Here is a 22,966-nt window from a genome sequence, read left to right as displayed (position 1 = left end):
AACCGATCCATCAGGCAACTGAAGGCTCAGGCAATCTGAATGATGAGACCAGCATCGCCAGCTGTTCCGCCTCCTCTTTCAGCGCCTGCGTTCGCGCGGCGGCATCATCTATTAACGAGGCGTTTTGCTGTACGGTGCTGTCCATTTCGGTAACGGCCAGCGTAACTTCGGAAACGCCCTTGCGTTGTTCTTCACCCGCAACGCGTATTTCCCCCATTAACTGACGTACCTGACGTACATTACTGACCAGTTCTCCCAGACGTTCGCCCGCATTGTGAATTTGCTGGCTTCCGCTACCTACATGAGAAACGGATTCATCGATCAATGCTTTTATTTCCTGCGCGGCGGTGGCGCTGCGCTGGGCCAGCGTGCGCACTTCGGAGGCCACAACGGCAAACCCTCTCCCGGCATCACCTGCTCTGGCGGCTTCAACCGCGGCATTCAGGGCGAGAATATTGGTCTGGAACGCAATGCTGTCGATAACCGCGACAATTTCCACCATTCTGCCGGATGAGGCACTGACGTTATCCATTGTAGAGATAACACCCTGCATAACATCGCCGCAGCGGTTGGCCGTTTGCGCGGTGCTATCAGAGAGTTCATCCGCCAGTTGTGTATTACTGGCATTTTGATGAACGGTCGCATTTAACTGTTCCATCGCCGCCGAACTCTCTTCCAGCGCAGCGGCCTGTTGCGTCACGCGAGATGAAAGTTCCATATTACTGTCTGCCAGGCTGACAGCGTTATTCGCCACCACTACGCTACTGCTTCTGACGGTGATCAGGATGGCTGAGATTTTATCGACGAACAGGTTAAACGCTTCGGCGATAGCGGAAATCTCATCTTTGCCACGCACATCCAGGCGACGGGTAAGATCGCCTTCTCCCTGCGCAATGTCATCGAGAGCCTGACGGGTATCATCAAGACGTGAAATCAGTCGGCGAACCACCAGCCAGGATCCCACCAGCAACAGGGTCATGATCGGGATCAACACTTCCAGCACGTCCTGCATCATCACTTTGGCAAGGCCGACGATACGCGATTCAGGCGTCGCAAGACCAACAACCCAACCGGTATCCGCCATCGGGAACAGCATCACCCGTGAAGCCGAATTCAGGACGTTATCATTTGCAAGCGTAATCGTTTTCACCCCGTCCGCTGGGCGCAGAGATTTCAGACCGTTTTCCACCGGGATAAGCCATTGCGCGCTTTGCGCCAGATCGTTAATGGTTTTATATTTCGCCAGATCGGCCTGCGGGAAATAGAGGATTTGTCCCTGCTTGTCCACCACAAACGCGTAACCACCGGTGCTGTTTCCCTGCTGTTGCATGAAAGTGGCGACGTTATCCAGGCGAATATCGGTGGTGGCGACACCGGCAAACTTGCCCGCCAGTTGATAAGGTACGCTGCACGTCACCATGTTGACGCCTGAACTGGCGTCCTGGTAGACATCAGACCATAAGCAACTGTTTTGTGAATGCCCTTTAGCATGCTGATACCAGTTTTCATTGTGGTATCCGCTTGACCCTTCGACGTTATAGTCGTTGGAATACACCAGTTTACCTTCAGCATTACGCGCCCAGAAAAAGCTTCTCTTCTCCACACCTGCGGTGAAAGCGTCTGGTTCTGGCCAGATGCCGCCACCGGTAATAATCGAATCTTTATCTTCACCAATCAGATGCGGAACGACGCTTTGATAAAGAGATTCATCATTTGGCAGCACCTCAGCCAGTCGTGACAAGCTAACGGTCTCACCTTCAATTCGGGACAATACGGTACTCAACTGGCGGGTTAAACCTTGCCCTGTTTCTTCTATCAGGGCGGTGTTGATTTCAACGACGCGCGGTTGGCCACGCCAGAGCATAATCACCACAATAACAAGGGTCGTGACTGCAAGCAGCAGAATGCCGCCGATGGTTAAACGCGTTGAAATACGAGTAGGATACCAGGCCATACAAACTCCTTCTGCAAAAGGCTAACTTTTATCCAGTATCGGCACAGGCGTTTATATCTTTATAAAGTTTTCTTAAGTATCACAAAATAAATAGGTGACATTGTCACAAATAGCAAAACCCAGCACTTTGGCTGGGTTTTAATAATAACTTAATCTTATTTGGATAATTCTTTTTTGATTTCGTCTTTTATTTTGCTTAATTCGCTCTGCGGATGTTTTTTACAAAGTTCAACGGTCAGAGGAACTGCAGTAGTCACGGTTTCGTTATAGTCTACGTAATCGCCACCCTTGAAATCTTCATCTTCATTGAGCACCCAGAAAGCCACCGGGGCCATAGTTTGCGGGTTCAAATCAATAAACTCCTGGCAATTCATGCCTTTTGGAGTCACTTCAGTTTTAGCGTTATCAGTTGCTGCATTGACGCTGACACTGGTTAACAGCGCTGCGACCAGAATACCTGCTGTAGAAAGGGAGAATTTATTCATTGTAGTACTCCATTTATAATATAAATAATATCTACACTTGCGCTTCAAACCGTTAATGTAGTTCGCAAAAAATAATACCCCTAACGTCATAAGAATAAAGATTGCCACCATTGATATGGCTGAAATTTATATTTCACATTACTGATTCTGATGTCTGGGTGTAAAACGTGGCCACAATGTGATCGTTCCGACGAAATCAGCAGATTCATACCCCTCTTCCCCTGTCGCTGCACCAAAACTGAACTACGCTGCACAAATGTTGATCATTAGTTAACGGATATGTGCTGATTTTTAACAAAAATGGTCGGCGTGCCGCTGTTACCTACATGGCACGCGTCCTGCATTGTTAATTTGCTAACAGTGAACCGTACTCTGACAAACAATTAACAGCGAGAAGGTAATGACAGCGAAACCGGAGTTATTTACCCGCATAGAGCAGACCTTTAGCCAACTGACGCCCAGCGAAAAGCGCGTGGCCGGGTGGCTGTTAGCCCATGCTGTGCAGATCCCTTTTGAAACCGCGGATGGTATTGCTAAAGCAACCGGAACCAGCGGCATTACCGTTGGACGCTATCTGCGTAAACTGGGTTTTCGCAATCTGGAAGATGCAAAAGCCAGCCTGCGGGAGCTACCCGTCGTCGCCTATCAACCCTGGGGGATGAACGAGCGGCTGGACTCCTGGCACCAACAACAAAGCCTGCCAGATCGCGCGCAGCAGTCGCTGTTACTGGAAATCGACGCCATTACCTATGTCTATCAACTCGCGCAAGGCGAAACGTTTTTACGCATAGCGCAGCGGCTGGCGCATGCGGAAGCCGTGTATATCCTTGGGATCCAGTCCACCCGCGGGATCGCTAACGCCTTTTTCAGTCACCTGGAATACCTGCGGCCTAAAGTCAGCTACTCCGAAGGGCTTTCCGGCAGTTGGGTCGAGTCGCTGAATTCAGGATTCACCCAGCCTTACGTGGTGATCACCGATATGCGCGCCTATTCCGCTATCTCGCGACAATATTGCCGCGTTGCCACAGAACGCTGCATTCCGCTGGCGTTAATCACCGATGTGTGGTGCCCGTGGGCCAGAGACTATTCCATTGACTTACTTCAGGTGAAAACTGACACCGGACATTTCTGGGACTCACTGGCTCCGGTGAGCTGTCTGTTCAACTTATTACTCTCTGCGGTGGTGGCACAACTGGGTGACTCCCTCGCAGAACGCCTGCAAACCAATCGCCAGTTACAACAACAATTTGGTCAATTCGAACAATAAACAGGAAACGTGCTATGTCAGAAACCCCAGAACTGGTCGATCTGTCGGTGATATTCCCGTCGCTGCATATCGATCTTAAATACGCTACGGCAGACAACATTACCGGCGCCCCTATCTACCGGGAAGCTCGTTGCCTGTTGCACACCGAGGCGGTCACTGCGCTGGCGAAAAGCATCAGTATTGCGCAACTGGCGGGCCTGAAACTTGTGGTATACGACGCGTATCGCCCGCAGCAGGCGCAGGCGGTGCTGTGGAATGCGTGTCCGGATCCTCAGTATGTTGTCGATGTGGCGATAGGATCCAATCACAGCCGCGGGACGGCCATTGACGTTACGCTAATGGACGATCGTGGCAATCTTCTCGATATGGGCGCGGGCTTTGATGAGATGCACGACCGTTCCCATGCCTGGCACCCTTCTGTTCCTCCGGCTGCGCAGCGCAACCGCCTGCTGCTCAATGCCATTATGTTCGGTGGCGGTTTTGTCGGTATCAGCAGCGAGTGGTGGCATTTTGAATTACCTGATGCCGCCCGCTATCCGCTGCTTGACGATCAGATAGATTGTTACACTGTCACACCCATAACAACACAACATTCCCTTTAATTCTGGAGCCTGGTTATGAAGACTACACTTGCGTTAAACGCGTTTTTTCGCCCCGCTCTGATAGCCGTTGCGCTGGCGTTTGCCCTGCCCGCTGCGCAGGCCGCCGTTCCCAAAGATATGCTGGTGATCGGCAAAGCTGCCGATCCGCAGACGCTCGATCCCGCCGTGACCATCGATAACAACGACTGGACGGTCACCTATCCCTCTTATCAGCGGCTGGTTCAGTACAAAACGGATGGCGGTAAAGGCTCCACGGAAGTTGAAGGCGATTTGGCCAGCGGCTGGAAGGCCTCTGACGACCAAAAAGAGTGGACGTTTATCCTGAAAAACGATGCCAAATTCGCCGACGGAACGCCGGTGACGGCTGATGCGGTTAAGCAATCTTTTGAACGCTTGCTCAAAATCGGCCAGGGGCCTGCAGAAGCGTTCCCGAAAGATCTGAAGGTTGAGGCTATCGATAACAATACGGTGAAGTTTACCCTCAGCCAGCCATTTGCGCCGTTCCTGTATACGCTGGCCAATGACGGGGCTTCAATTATTAACCCGGCCGTCTTAAAAGAGCATGCCGCAGACGATGCCCGCGGATTCCTGGCGCAGAACACGGCAGGCTCCGGTCCCTTCATGCTCAAAAGCTGGCAAAAGGGACAGCAGTTGGTGCTGGTTCCTAACCCATATTATGCCGGTGCAAAACCTGCGTTTAAGCGGGTTTCGGTAAAAATTATCGGTGAAAGCGCCTCTCGCCGTCTGCAATTGTCGCGGGGTGATATCGACATTGCCGATGCGCTTCCGGTCGATCAGCTTGCCGCCTTAAAACAGGAAGGCAAAGTTAACGTGGCGGATTATCCCTCGTTGCGCGTGACCTATCTGTATCTGAATAACAGTAAAGCGCCGCTCAATCAGGTGGATTTACGCCGCGCCATCTCGTGGGCCACCGATTATAAAGGCATGGTAAACGGGATCCTGAGCGGCAACGGTAAGCAAATGCGAGGTCCGATCCCTGAAGGCATGTGGGGTTTTGACGACAAGGCCATGCAGTACAGTTTCGATGAAGCCAAAGCGAAAGCGGCGTGGGACAAAGTTGCCTCCAAACCTGACAGCCTGAGCTTCCTGTACTCGGATAATGACCCCAACTGGGAACCTATCGCGCTCGCGACCCAGGCAAGCCTTGGCAAACTGGGCATTAAGGTCAAGCTGGAAAAACTGGCGAACGCCACCATGCGTGACCGCGTGGGCAAAGGAGATTACGACATTGCCATTGGCAACTGGAGCCCAGATTTCGCCGATCCGTACATGTTTATGAACTACTGGTTTGAGTCAGATAAGAAAGGCTTGCCGGGTAACCGTTCGTTCTATGAAAACGGTGAGGTCGATAAGCTGCTGCGTAGCGCGCTGGCCACGACCGATCAGGTTGCCAGAACCAATGACTACCAACAGGCGCAAACTATCGTGATTGATGAAGCCGCCTACGTCTATTTATTCCAGAAAAACTATCAGTTGGCGATGAACAAAGACGTCAAAGGATTTGTATTCAACCCCATGCTGGAACAGGTCTTCAATATCTCCACCATGAGTAAATAAGCCACGTTAATGCGGAGCCGCTCTGGCTCCGCAAGGGGAAGCTAATGACGTTCTGGAGCATTTTACGCCAGCGATGCTGGGGACTTATTCTGGTGGTTATCGGTGTTTGCGTAATCACTTTTATTATTTCGCACCTGATACCTGGCGACCCTGCACGGCTATTGGCGGGCGATCGCGCCAGCGATGAAATTGTCGAAAATATTCGCCAACAGTTGGGGCTGAACCAGCCGCTGTATGTCCAGTTTTTTCGCTATGTCAGCGACATTTTTCACGGCGATTTAGGCACCTCTATTCGCACCGGACGTCCGGTGTTGGATGAGCTGCGCATCTTCTTCCCCGCCACCCTTGAGCTGGCTTTCTGCTCCTTGTTGCTGGCGCTGGTTATCGGTATTCCTTTGGGCATTTTATCTGCGGTCTGGCGCAACCGCTGGCTTGATCACCTCGTTCGTCTGATGGCAATCACCGGTATCTCCACGCCAGCATTCTGGCTGGGGCTGGGGGTTATTGTGCTGTTTTATGGTCATCTGCAAATTTTACCCGGCGGTGGACGTTTAGACGACTGGCTGGATCCGCCAACTCACGTCACCGGGTTCTATCTGATTGATGCACTGCTGGAAGGCAATGGCGAAGTCTTTTTCAATGCGCTTCAGCATCTGATCCTGCCATCACTGACGCTGGCCTTTGTGCACCTGGGGATCGTTGCCCGTCAGATTCGCTCCGCCATGCTGGAGCAACTGAGTGAAGATTACATTCGCACCGCTCGCGCCAGCGGGTTGCCAGGCTGGTACATCGTATTGTGTTACGCGTTGCCAAATGCGCTTATCCCCTCGATAACCGTTCTCGGCCTGGCATTGGGCGATCTGCTCTACGGTGCGGTGCTGACTGAAACGGTCTTCGCCTGGCCGGGAATGGGCGCCTGGGTGGTGACGTCGATTCAGGCGCTCGACTTCCCGGCGGTAATGGGATTTGCCGTGGTGGTCTCTTTCGCCTATGTGCTGGTTAACCTGGTGGTGGATTTACTCTACTTGTGGATCGATCCACGAATTGGACGCGGAGACGCACAATGATGCTCACACAAGAAACGCCAGCCGCGCCTCAGACAGCACGCCGTCGCACGGACTGGGCTAAACTGTTCTGGATGATGAAAAGCAGCCCGCTGACGCTGGTTGGCGGGGTCATCATTGTAGTGATACTGCTGCTGATGGTGCTGTCGCCGTGGATAACCCCTCACGACCCTAATGCCATCAATTTGAGTGCACGCCTGCTGCCCCCGTCAGCCGCTCACTGGTTTGGTACCGATGAAGTCGGCCGCGATCTGTTCAGCCGCGTTCTGGTGGGTAGCCAACAATCGGTCGTTGCGGGGCTGGTCGTGGTGGGTATCGCCGGGGGATTGGGTTCGCTGCTGGGCTGTTTGTCTGGCGTCATGGGCGGACGCGCCGATGCAATTATTATGCGAATAATGGACATTATGCTGTCCATTCCCTCGCTGGTGCTGACGATGGCGCTGGCCGCCGCGTTGGGTCCAAGCCTGTTTAACGCCATGCTGGCGATTGCTATCGTACGTATTCCGTTTTATGTGCGCCTCGCACGCGGTCAAACGTTAGTAGTGCGCCAGTTTACCTATGTGCAGGCGGCGCGGACCTACGGCGCATCACGCTGGCATCTGATTAGCTGGCACATTTTACGTAACTCTCTGCCCCCGCTAATTGTGCAAGCGTCGCTGGATATCGGCAGTGCGATCCTGATGGCCGCCACGCTCGGATTTATCGGTCTGGGCGCACAGCAACCCAGCGCTGAATGGGGAGCGATGGTCGCAATAGGCCGTAATTATGTGCTTGATCAGTGGTGGTATTGCGCTTTCCCCGGCGCCGCCATTCTGATTACCGCCGTGGGCTTTAATCTCTTTGGCGATGGTATTCGCGATCTGCTTGACCCGAAAGCCGGAGGAAAACAGTCATGACACAACCCGTGCTGGAAATCGAAGATTTGCATTTGAGTTTTCCCGGCTATAAAGCTGACGTGCATGCGCTTAACCATGTATCGCTGCATATCAACCGCGGAGAAATCGTTGGCGTGGTTGGTGAGTCCGGTTCCGGTAAGTCCGTGACGGCCATGCTCACCATGCGTCTGCTGCCGGAAGGCAGTTATCATATCCACCAGGGACGCGTTTCGCTGCTGGGGGAAGATGTGCTCAATGCCAGCGAGAAGCAAATGCGCCAATGGCGCGGCGCACGCGTAGCGATGATCTTTCAGGAACCCATGACGGCGCTGAATCCGACCCGACGCATCGGTCAGCAAATGGTGGAGGTTATCCGCCATCATCAGGCATTAAGCCGCACGGATGCCCGTCAGAAAGCTATCGCTTTACTCCAGGAGATGCAAATCCCGGACGCGGCGGAAGTCATGAAGCGTTTCCCGTTTGAGCTTTCCGGCGGGATGCGCCAGCGCGTAATGATAGCGCTGGCCTTTTCGTGTGAACCGGAGCTTATTATTGCCGATGAACCGACCACCGCTCTGGACGTCACGGTGCAACTGCAGGTGCTGCGTTTGCTGAAGTTAAAAGCGCGAGCCAGCGGGACAGCCGTGTTATTTATCAGCCATGATATGGCGGTGGTTTCACAGTTATGCGACCGGTTGTACGTCATGTATGCCGGAAGCGTGATTGAGAGTGGCCCAACGCAAACCGTTATTCAACGCCCGACGCATCCCTATTCCATTGGTCTGCTGAAATGCGCGCCGGAACACGGCGAGCCGCGCGCATTGCTGCCCGCCATTCCCGGCACCGTGCCGAACTTAACCTGCTTACCGACGGGATGCGCGTTTCGCGAGCGCTGCTTTGCCGCTGGCCCCCGTTGTGAAGAAACACCTGCGTTACGCAGTCAGGGAGGCGGGGATCAACAATCTGCCTGCTGGTATCCGCAACTGGAGACAACACATGTCTGATTTTTTACTGGCGCTGCAGAATGTTCATGTCAACTTCCCTGCGCGTAAAAACTGGCTCGGCAAGGTAACGGAACGGGTGCATGCGCTCAATGGTCTGGATTTACAGATCCGTCAGGGGGAAACGCTGGGGATTGTTGGCGAGTCCGGTTGTGGAAAAAGTACGCTGGCGCAACTGCTGATGGGGATGCTGAAACCCAGTCAGGGCAACTATGCGCGCCGTGGTGACAAGCAGCATACCGGTATGCAAATGGTCTTTCAGGATCCCCTTTCATCGCTGGATCCGCGCTTACCAGTATGGCGGATTATCACCGAACCGGTGTGGATCCAAAAACGTCCTGCAGAACGTGAGCGCCGTATGCTTGCTGAAGATTTGGCGCGACAAGTGGGAATTCGTCCTGAATATCTCGACCGCCTGCCGCATGCGTTTTCCGGTGGACAGCGCCAGCGTATTGCCATCGCCCGGGCGTTGTCATCAGAGCCGGACGTGATTGTGCTCGATGAACCTACTTCGGCGCTGGATATCTCCGTGCAGGCGCAAATTCTCAATCTGCTGGTGTCATTGCAGGCGCGCAGAAACCTGACCTACGTGCTGATCTCGCACAACGTGTCGGTGGTCCGCCATATGAGCGACCGCGTGGCGGTGATGTACCTCGGGCAAATTGTTGAGCTGGGCGATGCGCAGCAGGTACTCAGGCAGCCCGCCCATCCCTACACGCGATTATTGCTGGATTCGGTCCCTAAAACGGGAGCACCGCTGGCGGAGGATTTGGTGTTACGGAAAACCGAACTACCGGGGAACCGAACGCTGCCCCAGGGTTGTTTTTTCCGTGACAGGTGCCCACTGGCAACCAGCGGCTGTGAGAAGAAACAGGCATTGCTGAAAAGTGATAGCGGTGGTGAAGTTCGCTGCTGGCGGGCGGTTGCATGAGCTGAGCAGTTGGCGTATTGCGTGAGAGTCAGGTGCAATACGCCTTTTTCAGTGAATCCACCAGCACTTCAGAAGCGGTAGATAACTTATGATGCGCCGAACGCAAAACGCCGATCCGACGCTGGATCACCGGCGTATCCAGATCGATACAGGTTGCGCCCAGCTCTGTCATTTGCGTACGGCACAATGCGGGCACGGCGCTGCCGCCCAGTCCGCTCGCCACCAGGCGACCAACCGTCACCAGTTGATGGCTCTCCAGCGCCACTTCCAGCGTATGCCCACTTTGCACCAGCTGTTCTTCCAGCATCAGGCGCACGGCAGAAGGACGTTGCAGGGTGATAAAATCCAGCGTCAGTAACTCGCGCCACGCAATACGATCCCGGCCCGCCAGTTTGCATGTCGGCGGAACAATCGCGATAAAACGATCCACGCCGAGCGGGGTGAAATGCAGATGTCCTGAAGAGTCCGGCTCAAAGGCAATGCCCATCTCCACCCGCCCTTCACTGACCATCTCAATCACTTGTTCGTTAATGACGTCATGTACCGTTACGTTGATCCCGGAGTAGGAATCACGAAACGTTTTCAGTACCGATGGCAGGACGTTAGCGGCGAATGAGGGCATGGCGGCAATAGAGATTTTCCCGCGCTGCAACGTAAAGCGCTGGCGCATTGCCTCTTCCGTATTCTCCCAGTCCGCCAGCAGCTGTCGCCCCATGTTGAGCAGCGTTTCCCCCTCCTGCGTCAGAGTCACTTTGCGGGTGGTTCTCAACAGTAACGCCCCGCCCAGTGAATCCTCCAGTCCTTTAATCGCCAGGCTTAAAGCGGGTTGCGACATATTCAGTCTTTCACTGGCATGAGCAAAATTCAGAGTGTGAGCTACCGCTAAAAACGCGCGTAACTGTTTGATGCTCATTCCCATTTCGCATTCCTTTAACTTGTTGAATACCTTTAATTAACATTAAATTGATAAAAAAACCCAATGAGTGAGTCACAAATTTAAAATTAACAAATCATTTTTCACCCCCAATGATGTCGGCAAGGACAACAGGAGGGGCAAGTGTATGGCTGGACTGGATAAACGGGTTGCCACCTATCAAGAGGCGCTGGCAGGACTGACCGATAACATGACGCTGCTGGCGGGCGGTTTTGGCTTATGTGGGATCCCTGAGAACCTGATTGCCGAAGTACGCCGTCGGGAGGTTCAGGGGCTTACGGTTGTGTCAAACAACTGCGGCGTGGATGGTTTTGGCCTTGGCGTTCTGCTGGAAACGCGCCAGGTACGCAAAGTGGTCGCATCTTATGTAGGTGAAAACGCCCTGTTTGAGCAGCAGGTTCTCAGCGGTGAACTGGAAGCTATCCTGACGCCGCAAGGCACGCTGGCTGAGCAGTTGCGCGCGGGCGGCGCGGGGATCCCGGCATTCTTTACCGCGACCGGATACGGAACCCCGGTCGCGCAAGGGAAAGAGGTTCGCGAGTTTGCCGGACGCCCTTACATCTTAGAGCAGGCGATAACCGGTGATTTTGCGTTGGTTAAAGGCTGGAAAGCCGACTGGTACGGCAACGTTATTTATCGCCACACCGCACAGAATTTTAATCCGCTGATGGCTGCCGCTGGGCGTATTACCGTCGTGGAAGTTGAAGAAATTGTCCCTCCCGGAGAGCTGGACCCCGCCGCAATTCACACCCCCGGAATTTACGTTAACCGCATTATCCAGGGGCAGTTTGAAAAACGTATTGAACAACGCACCCTGCGCCAGAAAGGAGCCTGACCATGTTAACGCGTGAACAAATGGCGATGCGTGTCGCCCGCGAGCTGCGAGACGGTTATTACGTCAACCTCGGGATTGGTATTCCTACTCTGGTGGCGAACTACATTCCTGAAGGCATGGACGTAATGCTGCAATCGGAAAACGGCTTGCTGGGTATGGGCCCGTTTCCCACGGAAGACGAAATTGATGCTGACATGATCAACGCCGGGAAACAGACCGTGACGGCGCGCAAAGGCGCGGCAATCTTCGACTCGGCGCAATCCTTCGCCATGATCCGCGGCGGTCACGTCGACCTGACGGTGCTCGGCGCGTTTGAAGTGGATGTTAACGGCAATATCGCCTCATGGATGATCCCCGGAAAAATGGTGAAAGGCATGGGCGGCGCGATGGATTTGGTTGCCGGAGCCGACAACATCATCGTGGTGATGACGCATGCCTCTAAAAGCGGCGAGTCGAAACTGCTTCCCGCCTGCACCCTGCCGCTGACCGGCGTGGCCTGTATTAAACGTGTGCTTACCGATCTGGCGCTGCTGGAGATTGCCGATGGGGCGTTCATTCTGCGCGAGCGAGCGCCGGGCATCAGCGTGGATGAGATTGTCTCCAGAACCGCCGGCAAGCTGATCGTTCCCGAAAATGTCCCCGAAATGCACTTTAGCTGAGGAGCTGACCATGCAGGATGTTGTTATTGTCGCGGCAACGCGCACCCCAATTGGCAGTTTTCATGGCGCGCTGGCTCCGCTTTCCGCGGTTGAACTAGGTTCAGTAGTGATCCGTTCGCTGCTGGAAAAAACCGCCGTGGCACCTGAGCAAATTGACGAAGTGATCTTCGGCCAGGTTCTGACGGCAGGCTGCGGCCAGAACCCTGCCAGGCAAACGGCGTTACGCGCAGGACTGCCGGTCACCACGCCCGCGTTAACCCTGAATCTGGTGTGCGGCTCGGGCATGAAGGCGGTACATCAGGCGGTCCAGTCGATTCGCTGCGGCGATGCGCAAATTGTGATTGCCGGTGGGCAGGAGAGCATGAGCAATGCGCCCTATTTCCTCGACGGCGCCCGGGCGGGACTGCGGCTCGGTCATGCCAGCATGAAAGACAGCGTGGTGCATGACGGTCTGTGGGATGCGTTTAACGACTATCACATGGGGATTACCGCGGAAAATCTGGCGGATAAGTTCGTGATCGGTCGCGAGCAGCAGGACGCCTTTGCCCTGCGCTCACAGCAAAAAGCAGCCGCCGCCATTGAAGCCGGTCGTTTTAGCGCGGAAATCACGCCAGTCAGCGTCCCGCAGGGCAAAAAACCGCCGCGTGTCGTGGATCGTGACGAACAGCCTCGTCCGGATACGCAGGCTGAAAAGCTGGCGCAGCTCAAACCAGCGTTTCGCCCAGGTAACGGCACGGTGACCGCCGGGAATGCCTCTTCAATCAACGATGGCGCCGCCGCGGTGATGTTGATGAGCGCCGCCAAAGCAGCAGAACTCAATCTGCCGGTTCTTGCCAGAGTGGCGGGCTACGCTGTCTCCGGCGTCGACCCTGCGATTATGGGTATTGGGCCGGTAGAGGCATCACTTCAGTGCCTGAAGCGAGCTGGCTGGACGTTAAATGATGTCGATCTCATTGAAGCCAACGAAGCCTTTGCCGCGCAAGCGCTGGCGGTTGGCGAATCCCTGAACTGGGACAGCAATCGGGTGAACGTAAACGGCGGCGCGATTGCGCTGGGCCATCCCATTGGGGCGTCAGGTTGCCGAATTCTGGTGACTTTGCTGCACGAAATGGCCCGCCGTAACGCCGCCAAAGGGCTGGCTACGCTGTGCGTAGGCGGCGGTCAGGGGGTGGCGCTGGCGGTTGAGCGCCCGCAGGAGGTATCTCATGAAAAGTAAGCATATCTGCGTACTGGGCGCGGGTTTAATGGGTGTCGGTATTGCCACCCACTTCGTCCGTTATGGTCACGATGTCTGGCTGTACGACACCGATAGTAACCGTATTGCAGACATTGGCGCAGTTGCCAGCGGAATTCTGGATGAACTGATTGCCACCGAACAGTTTCCTAAAAACGACAAAGCACAGGCTGTGAGTCGTCTGCATGGCACTACCTCACTGCAAGATATCGCCGCGTGCGGGTTACTGATCGAAGCCATACCGGAGCGACTCGAACTCAAGCACGCGTTGTATGCACAACTGGAAGCACTGATCGCACCTGAGGCCGTCATTGCCAGTAACACCAGCGGCCTGCCGCCGGATGCGCTGGCAGAAAAGCTCGTCCATCCTGAGCGGTTGTTAATCGCCCATTTCTGGCACCCGCCGCATTTTATTCCACTGGTTGAGATTGTACCCGGCACGGCCACGAAGCCGGAATATCTGCAGGAGCTGCAACAACTGCTGCTTTCGATGCAACTGGAAGCCGTCGTGCTCGACCGCGCCGCGCCGGGGTTTGTCGGTAATCGCCTGCAGTTCGCTCTGCTGCGTGAAGCGTTGCATATCGTAAAAAGCGGGATCGCCAGCGCAGAGGTGGTGGATCAGGTAATGCGCGCCTCGCTCGGTCGTCGCTATGCGATGGTCGGTCCGCTGGAGGCGGCGGATATGACCGGACTTTCTACGGTACAGGACATTTGTCAGCATCTGCTACCGGAGCTGGCAACCGGGATCGACATGATGTCTCTGGTCGCTGACAAGGTGGCTAACGGTGATACCGGTTTGCGCAGCGGTCAGGGATTTTATCGCTGGGATGATTCGCGCAAGGAATATATCCAGCAACGCAGAGAGCATCAACTGCGCTTTGCCCTGAAACCGTAACTTCTCTTTCTGTACCCCACTATAACAATGATATTGAGGAGTCATGATGAGTGTATTAATCGCCCTGGCAGCGTTGGGCCTGCTGATGCTGGCAGCCTATCGCGGATATAGCGTCATCCTGTTTGCCCCCATCGCGGCATTAGGTGCTGTATTGCTCACCGAACCCAGCGCCGTCGGCCCTGCCTTCACCGGCCTGTTTATGGAAAAAATGGTCGGTTTTGTGAAGCTTTACTTCCCGGTGTTCTTACTGGGCGCTGTGTTTGGCAAGTTAATCGAGTTATCGGGTTTTTCTCGCTCCATCGTTGCCGCCGCCATCAACATTCTCGGGCGTCGTCACGCCATCCCTGTGATTGTGCTGGTGTGTGCGCTGTTGACCTACGGCGGCGTATCGCTGTTCGTGGTGGCATTTGCGGTGTATCCGTTTGCGGCGGAGCTGTTCCGTCAGAGTAATATTCCGAAGCGCCTGATCCCGGCCACCGTTGCGCTGGGCGCGTTTTCCTTCACCATGGACGCTCTGCCAGGCACGCCGCAGATCCAGAACATTATTCCGACCAGCTTCTTTGGAACTAACGCCTGGGCCGCGCCCTGGCTGGGTTTGATCGGCTCTCTGTTTATCATCGTTGTCGGTCTGGTTTATCTCGAGCGCCAGCGTCGTAAAGCGCAGGCAAAGAATGAAGGGTATGGCACTGAACTGTTAAACGAGCCGGAAACGCCGGATAACATTAACCTGCCGAACCCGATAATTGCTATCTCTCCGCTGATCCTGGTTGGCGTTTTTAACCTACTGTTTACCCGCTGGATCCCGCAATGGTATGGCGCTACGCATCAACTGGAACTTCCGGGCCTTGCCAAACCGATTACCACCGAAGTCGGTAAAATCACCGCTATCTGGGCGGTAGAAGCGGCGCTGATTTCTGGGATCCTGCTGGTGGTGCTCTTCGGCTATCGCAACATTAAAGGTCGCCTGGCGGAAGGGAGCCGAACGGCGGTTGGCGGCGCGATCCTCGCGGCCATGAACACCGCATCAGAATACGGTTTTGGCGCAGTGATCGCCGCCCTGCCAGGTTTCCTCGTGCTGTCAAAAGCGCTGGCAGCCATTCCCGACCCGCTGCTCAATGAGGCTATCAGCATCACCACGCTTGCCGGGATCACCGGTTCGGCGTCTGGCGGGATGAGTATTGCCCTCGCCGCCATGTCTGACACTTTTATTGCCGCCGCCCATGCCGCCAATATTCCCCTCGAGGTCTTCCACCGCGTGGCGTCAATGGCCAGTGGTGGTATGGATACCCTGCCACATAACGGTGCGGTCATTACCCTGCTGGCCATAACCGGTCTTAGCCATCGTCAGGCGTACGGCGGGATATTCGCCATTACCGTAATTAAAAGTCTGGCCGTGCTGTTTGTTATCGGCGTCTTCTACACCACCGGAATTGTTTAAGGAGAATCATCATGAACTTAACGGGAAAAACCGCTCTGGTTACCGGCTCTACCAGCGGTATTGGATTAGGCATCGCACAGGTGCTGGCGCAAGCGGGCGCAACCCTGATCCTTAACGGATTTGGTGATGTGGAAGCCGCCAAAGATGCCATTGCGCAGTATGGCAAAACGCCGGGCTATCATGGCGCGGACCTGAGCGATGAAGCGCAAATTGCCGACATGATGCGCTATGCCGATAGCGAATTTGGCGGTGTGGATATTCTGGTGAACAATGCCGGGATCCAGCATGTTTCTCCGGTGGAGACCTTCCCGGTTGATAAATGGAACGCGATTATCGCCATTAACCTCTCTTCTGTCTTTCACACCACGCGCCTGGCGCTTCCAGGCATGCGAACGCGTAACTGGGGACGCATCATCAATATCGCTTCTGTTCATGGTCTGGTGGCCTCAAAAGAGAAATCCGCCTATGTGGCGGCGAAGCACGGCGTGGTGGGATTAACCAAAACCATTGCGCTGGAGACCGCGCAGACGGGTATTACCTGCAATGCGCTGTGCCCCGGTTGGGTGCTTACGCCGTTGGTCCAGCAGCAAATCGATAAACGTATTGCCGAAGGCGCTGAGCCTGACGCCGCGCGTGACGCCCTGCTGGCGGAAAAACAGCCGTCGCGCGAATTCGTCACGCCGCAACAGTTGGGTGAGCTTGCGCTATTTTTGTGCTCAGACGGGGCGTCGCAGGTGCGTGGCGTGGCGTGGAATATGGATGGCGGCTGGGTGGCGCAATAAAGACATCTGGTGCCGGATAAGACCCCGTCGCATCCGGCACACCTTCTTTATGATTTTAACTGATAATCCAGCGTGATTTCCGCGTTCAGTACCTGTGATACCGGGCAGCCGGCTTTTGCTTTCTGGATGATGCCATCAAACGTGGCGGCATCTATCCCCGGGACGCTCACCTGACTGTGTAGCGCGACTTTGGTGATAGCAAATCCGGCATCCACTTTATCCAGAGAAACATCGGCAGTGGTATCAATGGCATCTGGGGTAAAACCCGCTTCGCCCAGCATGAGCGAAAGCGCCATTGAGAAGCAGGCTGCATGCGCCGCGCCAATCAACTCTTCAGGATTGGTGCCTTTCGCCCCTTCAAATCGGGTATTAAACCCATACGGTTGCTGATTCAACACCCCACTTTCGGTCGACACGGTACCTTTACCGCGCTTAATGTCGCCTTCCCAGTGTGCCTGACCTTTCTTATGGATAGTCATTACCGCTCTCCTGTGTTGTCGTTGGAGTTACAAGTATAGGACGGCTGAGAAAAAGCATGGCACATACGGGATAGTTCTCATTTGCCGCTTAAGCATTGACCTTTCAGCTGAAATGACCGACCATCCAGAAAGCCGCTATTTTTAACATCGGCTTTCTATCAGGTTGTATTTCGTCCGTTCTCATACGGACTCGCCCTTGAAACCAGTAACAGGATTAAGGAGTTAGAATGAAATCGAACCGTCAGGCCCGTCATATTCTCGGACTGGACCACAAAATCTCAAATCAACGCAAAGTCGTGACCGAAGGTGACAAAACCAACGTGGTCAATAATCCTACCGGAAGAAAGCGCCGCGCTGACGGCAAATAGCCTTTCGCACGTCTGACTGAATAACGAGATAAACACCATTGCAACCGCAGTGGTGTTTTTGCTTATAAAACCCCTTAACCCATTCACAATGCTTTATACTTCGGCCGTTTCCCTGGCTGACAGGCCACATACGATCATAAAGAGTGCCAGGGACGGTTATTCAAAAAAGAGTGAGTGACATGGAAAACGAAACTAAAAAACTGCGTTCCCTTTACATCCCCTACGCTGGCCCGGTTCTGCTGGAATTCCCTTTACTGAATAAAGGGAGTGCTTTCAGTGCCGAAGAACGCCGTAACTTCAACCTGCTGGGGTTACTGCCGGAAGTGGTCGAGACGATTGAAGAACAGGCTGAACGCGCCTGGATCCAATATCAGGGATTCAAAACCGAAATCGATAAACATATTTACCTGCGCAACATCCAGGACACCAACGAAACCCTGTTTTACCGGCTGGTGCATAATCACCTTGATGAGATGATGCCGGTTATCTATACCCCAACGGTTGGCGCGGCCTGTGAGCGTTTCTCCGAGATTTATCGTCGCGCGCGCGGCGTCTTTATCTCTTATCAGAACCGCCACAATATGGACGATATCCTGCAAAACGTTCCTAACCACAATATCAAGGTCATCGTTGTCACCGATGGGGAACGTATTTTGGGTCTTGGCGATCAGGGGATCGGCGGGATGGGTATTCCAATCGGTAAACTGTCGCTGTATACCGCGTGTGGTGGGATCAGCCCGGCCTACACCCTGCCGGTGGTACTGGACGTCGGAACCAACAACCAGCAACTGCTCAACGATCCGCTGTATATGGGCTGGCGTAATCCGCGTATCACCGATGATGAATACTACGAATTTGTCGATGAATTCATCCAGGCCGTGAAGCATCGCTGGCCGGACGTGCTGTTGCAATTTGAAGACTTCGCACAGAAAAACGCCATGCCGCTGTTGACCCGCTATCGCGATGAAATTTGCTCGTTTAACGACGATATTCAGGGTACCGCTGCGGTAACCGTTGGCACGCTGATTGCGGCCAGCCGTGCGGCCGGTAGCCAGTTAAGCGAACAGAACATTGTCTTCCTCGGGGCAGGTTCCGCCGGTTGCGGAATTGCCGAGCAGATCATCGCGCAAATCCAGCGTGAAGGTTTAAGCGAAGAAGCGGCGCGTCAACGCGTGTTTATGGTCGATCGCTTCGGCCTGTTAACCGATAAGATGCCGAACCTGCTCTCTTTCCAGACCAAACTGGTGCAAAAACGCGAAAATCTGCAGCACTGGGATACGCAAGAAGATGTGCTGTCGTTACTCGATGTGGTACGCAACGTTAAGCCGGACATCCTGATTGGTGTTTCCGGACAGACCGGCCTGTTTACCGAAGAGATCATTCGCGAAATGCATAAGCATTGCCCGCGTCCGATCGTCATGCCGCTGTCTAACCCGACTTCCCGCGTAGAAGCCACGCCACTGGATATTATCGCCTGGACCGAGGGTAACGCGCTGGTTGCGACCGGTAGCCCGTTCGCGCCGGTACTGTGGAAAGAGAAAATCTATCCCATTGCCCAATGTAACAACGCCTATATCTTCCCGGGTATTGGTCTGGGGGTAATTGCTTCTGGCGCATCGCGTATCACCGATGAAATGCTGATGTCAGCCAGTGAAACGCTGGCGCAGTATTCACCGCTGGTGCTCAACGGCGAAGGACTGGTGTTACCTGAGCTGAAAGATATTCAGACCGTTTCCCGCGCCATCGCGTTTGCCGTCGGTAAAATGGCCCAGCAGCAAGGCGTGGCGGTGAAAACCTCCGCCGAAGCGCTGCAACAGGCTATTGACGATAATTTCTGGCAGGCAGAATACCGCGACTACCGTCGTACCTCTATCTGACGGTTTGCCCGGCGGCACGTTGCTGCCGGGCGCTCAGAACTTGCGCGACTGCGTGACTTACGATTACACTTTCACCATCGATTAACATTTGGAAAATAATAAGGAGGATACTTATGCTGTACTGTGAACGTTTTATCGTTTCACATGCTTTTGGCGATCGCCAGTGCTCAAGCGTTATCGGTATCGTGCTGCGATAACTTCTGCTTGAGCGAAGCTAACTTCTAAATCCCCTTCTCTCGGGCTTACCGGGTTATCGTCAGCGATGTTTGACGAGGCGTTTTTACGCCTGTAACTCTTGAGTAAGCAACAATGAGCACATTACTAACCGCACAATCCTTACACGTTGATACGGCATTCGGCACGCTATTCGACGATCTTTCCTTTACCCTGAAAAAAGGCGACCGCGTCGGGCTTATCGGTTACAACGGCTGCGGCAAAAGCACGCTGTTAAAACTGCTCGATGGCACAATTTCGCCGACCAGTGGGGTTATCGCGCAGGCAAATCACTGCCATCTCGCCCGTGTAGAACAACATCTGCCTGACGAAATATTGCCACTCACGCTGCAGGAAGCCGTTCTGGCTCAACTGCCCGAGCATGAACGCGCAGGTCAGCAGTGGCGAGTTGAAGCACTGCTCGCCGAAATGGGGTTCACGCCGGAGAATTTATCTCTGACAGCACACACGCTGAGCGGCGGCCAACACACGCGTCTGTTATTGGCGCGGGCGCTGATGCGAAACCCTGACCTGCTGCTGCTGGATGAGCCGGGTAACCACCTGGATCTGCCAACATTACTGTGGCTGGAACAGTTCTTACAAAACTGGTCTGGCAGTTTTGTGGTGGTTTCCCACGACCCGCAGCTGTTAGACGCGGTGACTCACGGAACCTGGATCCTGCGCGATCGAACTCTCCATGCCTTCGATCTGCCCTGTAGCGCAGCGCGTCAGGCTCTGGCAGAAAGAGATATCAGCGATGCTCTGCGCCATAAGACTGAGCAAAAGGAGATAGACCGGGTGACCGCCAGCGCCAAACGGCTGGCTACCTGGGGGCGGGTCTACGACAACGAAGATCTTTCCCGCAAGGCCAAGCAGATGGAAAAGCAGGTACAGCGCCTGAAAGAGGTACAGACTGAAGTGACGTCAGGAAGTCAGTGGACACTAACATTGCAGGGAGATGCCCTGCGTGCGGATCGTTTGCTGGAGATGACTAATCTGTCCGTGGCCCCTGCTCCCGACGCCGATACGCTGTTTTCCATTGCCGGTCTCCGGTTAAAAAGCGGCGATCGCGTGGCGATTGTCGGGCGCAACGGTTGCGGGAAATCATCGTTGTTAAGGCTTATCTGGCAACAGTTTCACTCACAACTGGCATCACCTTCACTGGTGTTGCACCCGCGCGTTACGTTGGGGTATTACGACCAGACGCTGCACCAACTCGCAGATAACGATTCGTTATTTGACGCGCTGGAGCCGTTTGCTCCGCAGCCTGATATCCGCAAAATGGCGCTGATTAGCGCGGGTTTTCCGTGGGTTCGTCACGCGCAGCGGATCAGTTCCCTAAGCGGCGGCGAGCGCTCCCGGCTGCTGTTTGTTGGGCTAACGCTTGCGCGCTACAGCCTGCTGATGCTCGATGAACCGACCAACCATCTGGATCTGGAAGGTAAAGAGGCGTTAGCAGAAACGCTGCAAAGCTATAACGGCGGCGTGTTGTTGGTCAGTCACGACCGTCAGCTTATTAGCCAAAGCTGTAACCGGTTTTGGTTGATCGACAAGGGCGAACTCAGTGAATGGCACGATCTGGACGCGGTCAATGCGCGTATTCGGGAAACATCCTCGGAGATAACCGTTCCAAAAACGGTGGTCGATGCGAGAGCCGAAATAAGCGGTGACAGCGATGGATTGCTGGAACAACTTCTTGAGCTGGAGCAGCGTCTGGCTGACGATCTTGCCCGCAAGCCGAAACATCAAAAGCCGCTGTTACAGGCGCAATGGCGTGAGGAGATTGAGCGCCTGAACTCACAACTGGAGTAAACCGTATTGCCGGATGGCAGCCTACATCAGCAAAATGCGCGTGTAGGCCCGTCATCCGGCTTATCGAAATATGACGTTTTTTTGGCAAAAAAATGGCGCTACAGGTGTAGCGCCATTACGATCAGGGCACGTCAGGTGTTAGTTAACCCCTTCCTCGCTCTCTTTTTTCGCTTCTTGTCGTTCAACTTCGCGATACCAGCGTGGGTGATGTTTCTTCGCCCAGCGACGGCTCACTTTCCCTTCGACCATGCCTTTAATCGATCCTTTCACCCAGAATGCCATATACATGTGGATGAGGATGGCGTGCATCAGGATAATCCCCGCAGCCGCATGGATAAGCAGGCTATAGCGCACGACCTGCATCGGGAAGAACTGCGCAAAGTACGGACGCCAGATAATGATGCCGGTGATCAGCAGCACGAAAATCATGCTCATGATCGACCAGAACATCATTTTCTGTCCGGCATTGTACTTACCCACGTCCGCCACTTTGTGTTCATTGCCTTTCAGCACTTCCACAATATTTTTCAGCCACGGGATATCTTTTTTATCCGGGATGTTGTGGTGAACAAAGCGTACAAACATGAACATCAGCGCCACAAAGATCAGCAGTCCGAAGAACGGGTGCAAAATGCGCCCCATCTGCGGCGTACCGAAGGTCTGCGTCAGCCATTGCAGAGTCGGGAAGAAAAACGAAATCCCCGACAACGCCACCAGGAAGAAGCAGATCACCACTGTCCAGTGACAGGCGCGGTCGATAAACTTCGTGCGCACAATCATTTTCGACTTACTCATGATGATCCTCCTCGTCGTCGTCCACTTCCTTATTCGGACCGATACCAATGTAGTGGTAAATCAGTCCGGCGAAGGTGGCGATAAATCCGGCAGCGGCCAGCGGTTTCAGCGCCCCTTTCCACAGATTGATAGAGGTATCGATCTGCGGTTCTTTCGGCAGGCCGTGATACAGCTCCGGCTGGTTGGCATGATGCAGAACGTACATCACGTGCGTGCCACCCACACCTTCCGGGTTGTAGAGACCGGCATGTTCATAACCACGTGCTTTCAGTTTTGCCACACGCTGTTCGCCCATTTCCAGCATTTCCTGCTTGGTGCCGAAATGGATTGCCCCGGTCGGACAGGTCTTCACGCAGGCAGGTTCCTGCCCGACGCTGACGCGGTCCACACACAGCGTACATTTATACACGCGGTTATCCTCTTTATTGAGGCGCGGAATATTAAATGGACACCCGGCAATACAGTAGCCGCAGCCAATGCAGTGCTCTGACTGAAAATCAACAATCCCGTTGGCGTACTGGATGATAGCCCCGGCAGACGGGCATGCCTTCAGGCAGCCCGGATCTTCACAGTGCATACAGCCGTCTTTACGAATCAACCACTCGAGCTTGCCGTTCTGTTCGGTTTCGGTAAACCGCATCACCGTCCAGGACTTGGCGCTAAGATCGGCAGGGTTGTCATACACCCCGACGCAGTGGCCGACTTCATCGCGGATATCATTCCACTCTGAACATGCCACCTGACAGGCCTTACAGCCTATGCAGGTGGAAACGTCGATCAGCTTCGCGACCTCAGCTTTGTAATCACGGGCCTGAGGCGGCGGCGTGATGGCGTTTGTTGCGGACCGTTTGATGATGTCCTGCGTTTCCATAGACATATGTTCGCCTC

General features: G+C 54.3%; 22 protein-coding genes. 16 read left to right on the top strand and 6 right to left on the bottom strand.

Features of this window, described 5'->3' with window-relative positions:
* Positions 1–10: 10 nt before the first annotated feature.
* Both GFC06_RS16050 and hdeB read right to left on the bottom strand, forming a co-directional pair.
* A complete protein-coding gene (locus GFC06_RS16050) occupies positions 11–1,954 on the bottom strand; it encodes a methyl-accepting chemotaxis protein (protein WP_016153087.1) in 1,944 nt (647 codons plus the stop codon).
* A 155-nt stretch (positions 1,955–2,109) separates the two neighbouring features.
* A complete protein-coding gene (hdeB, locus tag GFC06_RS16045; protein WP_003019999.1) occupies positions 2,110–2,439 on the bottom strand; it encodes an acid-activated periplasmic chaperone HdeB in 330 nt (109 codons plus the stop codon).
* 400 nt (positions 2,440–2,839) lie between these two features.
* On the opposite strand from hdeB, the gene GFC06_RS16040 reads away from it, so the two are divergent.
* From GFC06_RS16040 to GFC06_RS16010, 7 genes are read left to right on the top strand one after another with little or no spacing between them, the layout of a single operon-like run.
* On the top strand, positions 2,840–3,706 hold the full coding sequence (locus GFC06_RS16040) for a MurR/RpiR family transcriptional regulator (RefSeq protein ID WP_016156533.1): 867 nt from the start codon (positions 2,840–2,842) through the stop codon (positions 3,704–3,706).
* A gap of 14 nt (positions 3,707–3,720) precedes the next feature.
* The gene (gene ddpX, locus GFC06_RS16035; RefSeq protein WP_049281777.1) at positions 3,721–4,308 is read left to right on the top strand and encodes a D-alanyl-D-alanine dipeptidase; all 588 of its coding nucleotides are present in this window, start codon (positions 3,721–3,723) and stop codon (positions 4,306–4,308) included.
* A gap of 15 nt (positions 4,309–4,323) precedes the next feature.
* Positions 4,324–5,886, top strand: coding sequence for an ABC transporter substrate-binding protein (locus GFC06_RS16030; RefSeq protein ID WP_047359103.1), 1,563 nt, complete (start codon positions 4,324–4,326; stop codon positions 5,884–5,886).
* Positions 5,887–5,930: 44 nt separating this feature from the next.
* Positions 5,931–6,953 (top strand): ABC transporter permease, encoded by a 1,023-nt coding sequence (locus tag GFC06_RS16025; RefSeq protein WP_016153091.1) that lies wholly within the window; start codon positions 5,931–5,933, stop codon positions 6,951–6,953.
* The gene (gene ddpC, locus GFC06_RS16020) at positions 6,950–7,846 is read left to right on the top strand and encodes a D,D-dipeptide ABC transporter permease (RefSeq protein WP_075848214.1); all 897 of its coding nucleotides are present in this window, start codon (positions 6,950–6,952) and stop codon (positions 7,844–7,846) included. The genes GFC06_RS16025 and ddpC overlap by 4 nt, the downstream gene beginning before the upstream one ends.
* Positions 7,843–8,829: an ABC transporter ATP-binding protein gene (locus GFC06_RS16015; protein WP_016156537.1), complete on the top strand. Its 987-nt coding sequence runs from the start codon at positions 7,843–7,845 to the stop codon at positions 8,827–8,829. The genes ddpC and GFC06_RS16015 overlap by 4 nt, the downstream gene beginning before the upstream one ends.
* The gene (locus GFC06_RS16010; protein ID WP_103847925.1) at positions 8,822–9,757 is read left to right on the top strand and encodes an ABC transporter ATP-binding protein; all 936 of its coding nucleotides are present in this window, start codon (positions 8,822–8,824) and stop codon (positions 9,755–9,757) included. The genes GFC06_RS16015 and GFC06_RS16010 overlap by 8 nt, the downstream gene beginning before the upstream one ends.
* A gap of 28 nt (positions 9,758–9,785) precedes the next feature.
* Here the strand turns inward: GFC06_RS16010 and GFC06_RS16005 are convergent, their stop codons facing one another.
* A complete protein-coding gene (locus GFC06_RS16005) occupies positions 9,786–10,676 on the bottom strand; it encodes a LysR family transcriptional regulator (protein ID WP_016153095.1) in 891 nt (296 codons plus the stop codon).
* A 142-nt stretch (positions 10,677–10,818) separates the two neighbouring features.
* Here GFC06_RS16005 and GFC06_RS16000 point away from each other — a divergent pair, with 142 nt between their 5' ends.
* From GFC06_RS16000 to GFC06_RS15975, 6 genes are read left to right on the top strand one after another with little or no spacing between them, the layout of a single operon-like run.
* Complete coding sequence (locus GFC06_RS16000) at positions 10,819–11,526, top strand: CoA transferase subunit A (protein WP_046276373.1); 708 nt, start codon at positions 10,819–10,821, stop codon at positions 11,524–11,526.
* A 2-nt stretch (positions 11,527–11,528) separates the two neighbouring features.
* Entirely contained in the window at positions 11,529–12,185 is a 657-nt protein-coding gene (locus GFC06_RS15995; protein WP_103847926.1) for a CoA transferase subunit B, read from the top strand.
* A 10-nt stretch (positions 12,186–12,195) separates the two neighbouring features.
* Positions 12,196–13,401 carry an acetyl-CoA C-acetyltransferase gene (locus tag GFC06_RS15990; protein ID WP_103766301.1) on the top strand — a complete coding sequence of 402 codons (1,206 nt, stop codon included), beginning with the start codon at positions 12,196–12,198 and terminating at the stop codon, positions 13,399–13,401.
* Entirely contained in the window at positions 13,391–14,314 is a 924-nt protein-coding gene (locus GFC06_RS15985) for a 3-hydroxyacyl-CoA dehydrogenase family protein (RefSeq protein WP_153690367.1), read from the top strand. The genes GFC06_RS15990 and GFC06_RS15985 overlap by 11 nt, the downstream gene beginning before the upstream one ends.
* Before the next feature lie 43 nt (positions 14,315–14,357).
* Positions 14,358–15,752: a GntP family permease gene (locus GFC06_RS15980; protein ID WP_200079951.1), complete on the top strand. Its 1,395-nt coding sequence runs from the start codon at positions 14,358–14,360 to the stop codon at positions 15,750–15,752.
* 11 nt (positions 15,753–15,763) lie between these two features.
* Entirely contained in the window at positions 15,764–16,534 is a 771-nt protein-coding gene (locus tag GFC06_RS15975) for a 3-hydroxybutyrate dehydrogenase (RefSeq protein ID WP_047359111.1), read from the top strand.
* Positions 16,535–16,581: 47 nt separating this feature from the next.
* Here the strand turns inward: GFC06_RS15975 and GFC06_RS15970 are convergent, their stop codons facing one another.
* Complete coding sequence (locus GFC06_RS15970; protein WP_019076792.1) at positions 16,582–17,013, bottom strand: OsmC family protein; 432 nt, start codon at positions 17,011–17,013, stop codon at positions 16,582–16,584.
* Positions 17,014–17,240: 227 nt separating this feature from the next.
* On the opposite strand from GFC06_RS15970, the gene sra reads away from it, so the two are divergent.
* From sra to GFC06_RS15955, 3 genes are all read left to right on the top strand, one after another.
* The gene (sra, locus tag GFC06_RS15965) at positions 17,241–17,381 is read left to right on the top strand and encodes a stationary-phase-induced ribosome-associated protein (protein ID WP_006684530.1); all 141 of its coding nucleotides are present in this window, start codon (positions 17,241–17,243) and stop codon (positions 17,379–17,381) included.
* A 179-nt stretch (positions 17,382–17,560) separates the two neighbouring features.
* Complete coding sequence (gene maeA, locus GFC06_RS15960) at positions 17,561–19,258, top strand: malate dehydrogenase (RefSeq protein ID WP_153690366.1); 1,698 nt, start codon at positions 17,561–17,563, stop codon at positions 19,256–19,258.
* Positions 19,259–19,567: 309 nt separating this feature from the next.
* Positions 19,568–21,283 carry an ABC-F family ATP-binding cassette domain-containing protein gene (locus GFC06_RS15955; RefSeq protein ID WP_153690365.1) on the top strand — a complete coding sequence of 572 codons (1,716 nt, stop codon included), beginning with the start codon at positions 19,568–19,570 and terminating at the stop codon, positions 21,281–21,283.
* Positions 21,284–21,421: 138 nt separating this feature from the next.
* On the opposite strand, the gene fdnI is transcribed toward GFC06_RS15955, so the two are convergent.
* Positions 21,422–22,078 carry a formate dehydrogenase-N subunit gamma gene (gene fdnI, locus GFC06_RS15950; protein WP_016153106.1) on the bottom strand — a complete coding sequence of 219 codons (657 nt, stop codon included), beginning with the start codon at positions 22,076–22,078 and terminating at the stop codon, positions 21,422–21,424.
* Positions 22,071–22,955 carry a formate dehydrogenase N subunit beta gene (gene fdnH / locus GFC06_RS15945; protein WP_016153107.1) on the bottom strand — a complete coding sequence of 295 codons (885 nt, stop codon included), beginning with the start codon at positions 22,953–22,955 and terminating at the stop codon, positions 22,071–22,073. The genes fdnI and fdnH overlap by 8 nt, the downstream gene beginning before the upstream one ends.
* Positions 22,956–22,966 lie beyond the last annotated feature (11 nt).

Origin of the sequence: Citrobacter braakii, assembly GCF_009648935.1 — a bacterium.
Classification (GTDB): domain Bacteria; phylum Pseudomonadota; class Gammaproteobacteria; order Enterobacterales; family Enterobacteriaceae; genus Citrobacter; species Citrobacter braakii.
This window is presented reverse-complemented; position numbering and strand designations above follow the sequence as displayed.

Bases quoted from the DNA above. Each gene is read 5' to 3' on its own strand.
- GFC06_RS16050 (WP_016153087.1), bottom strand. From the start codon at position 1,954: ATGGCCTGGTATCCTACTCGTATTTCAACGCGTTTAACCATCGGCGGC.
- hdeB (WP_003019999.1), bottom strand. From the start codon at position 2,439: ATGAATAAATTCTCCCTTTCTACAGCAGGTATTCTGGTCGCAGCGCTG.
- GFC06_RS16040 (WP_016156533.1), top strand. From the start codon at position 2,840: ATGACAGCGAAACCGGAGTTATTTACCCGCATAGAGCAGACCTTTAGC.
- ddpX (WP_049281777.1), top strand. From the start codon at position 3,721: ATGTCAGAAACCCCAGAACTGGTCGATCTGTCGGTGATATTCCCGTCG.
- GFC06_RS16030 (WP_047359103.1), top strand. From the start codon at position 4,324: ATGAAGACTACACTTGCGTTAAACGCGTTTTTTCGCCCCGCTCTGATA.
- GFC06_RS16025 (WP_016153091.1), top strand. From the start codon at position 5,931: ATGACGTTCTGGAGCATTTTACGCCAGCGATGCTGGGGACTTATTCTG.
- ddpC (WP_075848214.1), top strand. From the start codon at position 6,950: ATGATGCTCACACAAGAAACGCCAGCCGCGCCTCAGACAGCACGCCGT.
- GFC06_RS16015 (WP_016156537.1), top strand. From the start codon at position 7,843: ATGACACAACCCGTGCTGGAAATCGAAGATTTGCATTTGAGTTTTCCC.
- GFC06_RS16010 (WP_103847925.1), top strand. From the start codon at position 8,822: ATGTCTGATTTTTTACTGGCGCTGCAGAATGTTCATGTCAACTTCCCT.
- GFC06_RS16005 (WP_016153095.1), bottom strand. From the start codon at position 10,676: ATGGGAATGAGCATCAAACAGTTACGCGCGTTTTTAGCGGTAGCTCAC.
- GFC06_RS16000 (WP_046276373.1), top strand. From the start codon at position 10,819: ATGGCTGGACTGGATAAACGGGTTGCCACCTATCAAGAGGCGCTGGCA.
- GFC06_RS15995 (WP_103847926.1), top strand. From the start codon at position 11,529: ATGTTAACGCGTGAACAAATGGCGATGCGTGTCGCCCGCGAGCTGCGA.
- GFC06_RS15990 (WP_103766301.1), top strand. From the start codon at position 12,196: ATGCAGGATGTTGTTATTGTCGCGGCAACGCGCACCCCAATTGGCAGT.
- GFC06_RS15985 (WP_153690367.1), top strand. From the start codon at position 13,391: ATGAAAAGTAAGCATATCTGCGTACTGGGCGCGGGTTTAATGGGTGTC.
- GFC06_RS15980 (WP_200079951.1), top strand. From the start codon at position 14,358: ATGATGAGTGTATTAATCGCCCTGGCAGCGTTGGGCCTGCTGATGCTG.
- GFC06_RS15975 (WP_047359111.1), top strand. From the start codon at position 15,764: ATGAACTTAACGGGAAAAACCGCTCTGGTTACCGGCTCTACCAGCGGT.
- GFC06_RS15970 (WP_019076792.1), bottom strand. From the start codon at position 17,013: ATGACTATCCATAAGAAAGGTCAGGCACACTGGGAAGGCGACATTAAG.
- sra (WP_006684530.1), top strand. From the start codon at position 17,241: ATGAAATCGAACCGTCAGGCCCGTCATATTCTCGGACTGGACCACAAA.
- maeA (WP_153690366.1), top strand. From the start codon at position 17,561: ATGGAAAACGAAACTAAAAAACTGCGTTCCCTTTACATCCCCTACGCT.
- GFC06_RS15955 (WP_153690365.1), top strand. From the start codon at position 19,568: ATGAGCACATTACTAACCGCACAATCCTTACACGTTGATACGGCATTC.
- fdnI (WP_016153106.1), bottom strand. From the start codon at position 22,078: ATGAGTAAGTCGAAAATGATTGTGCGCACGAAGTTTATCGACCGCGCC.
- fdnH (WP_016153107.1), bottom strand. From the start codon at position 22,955: ATGTCTATGGAAACGCAGGACATCATCAAACGGTCCGCAACAAACGCC.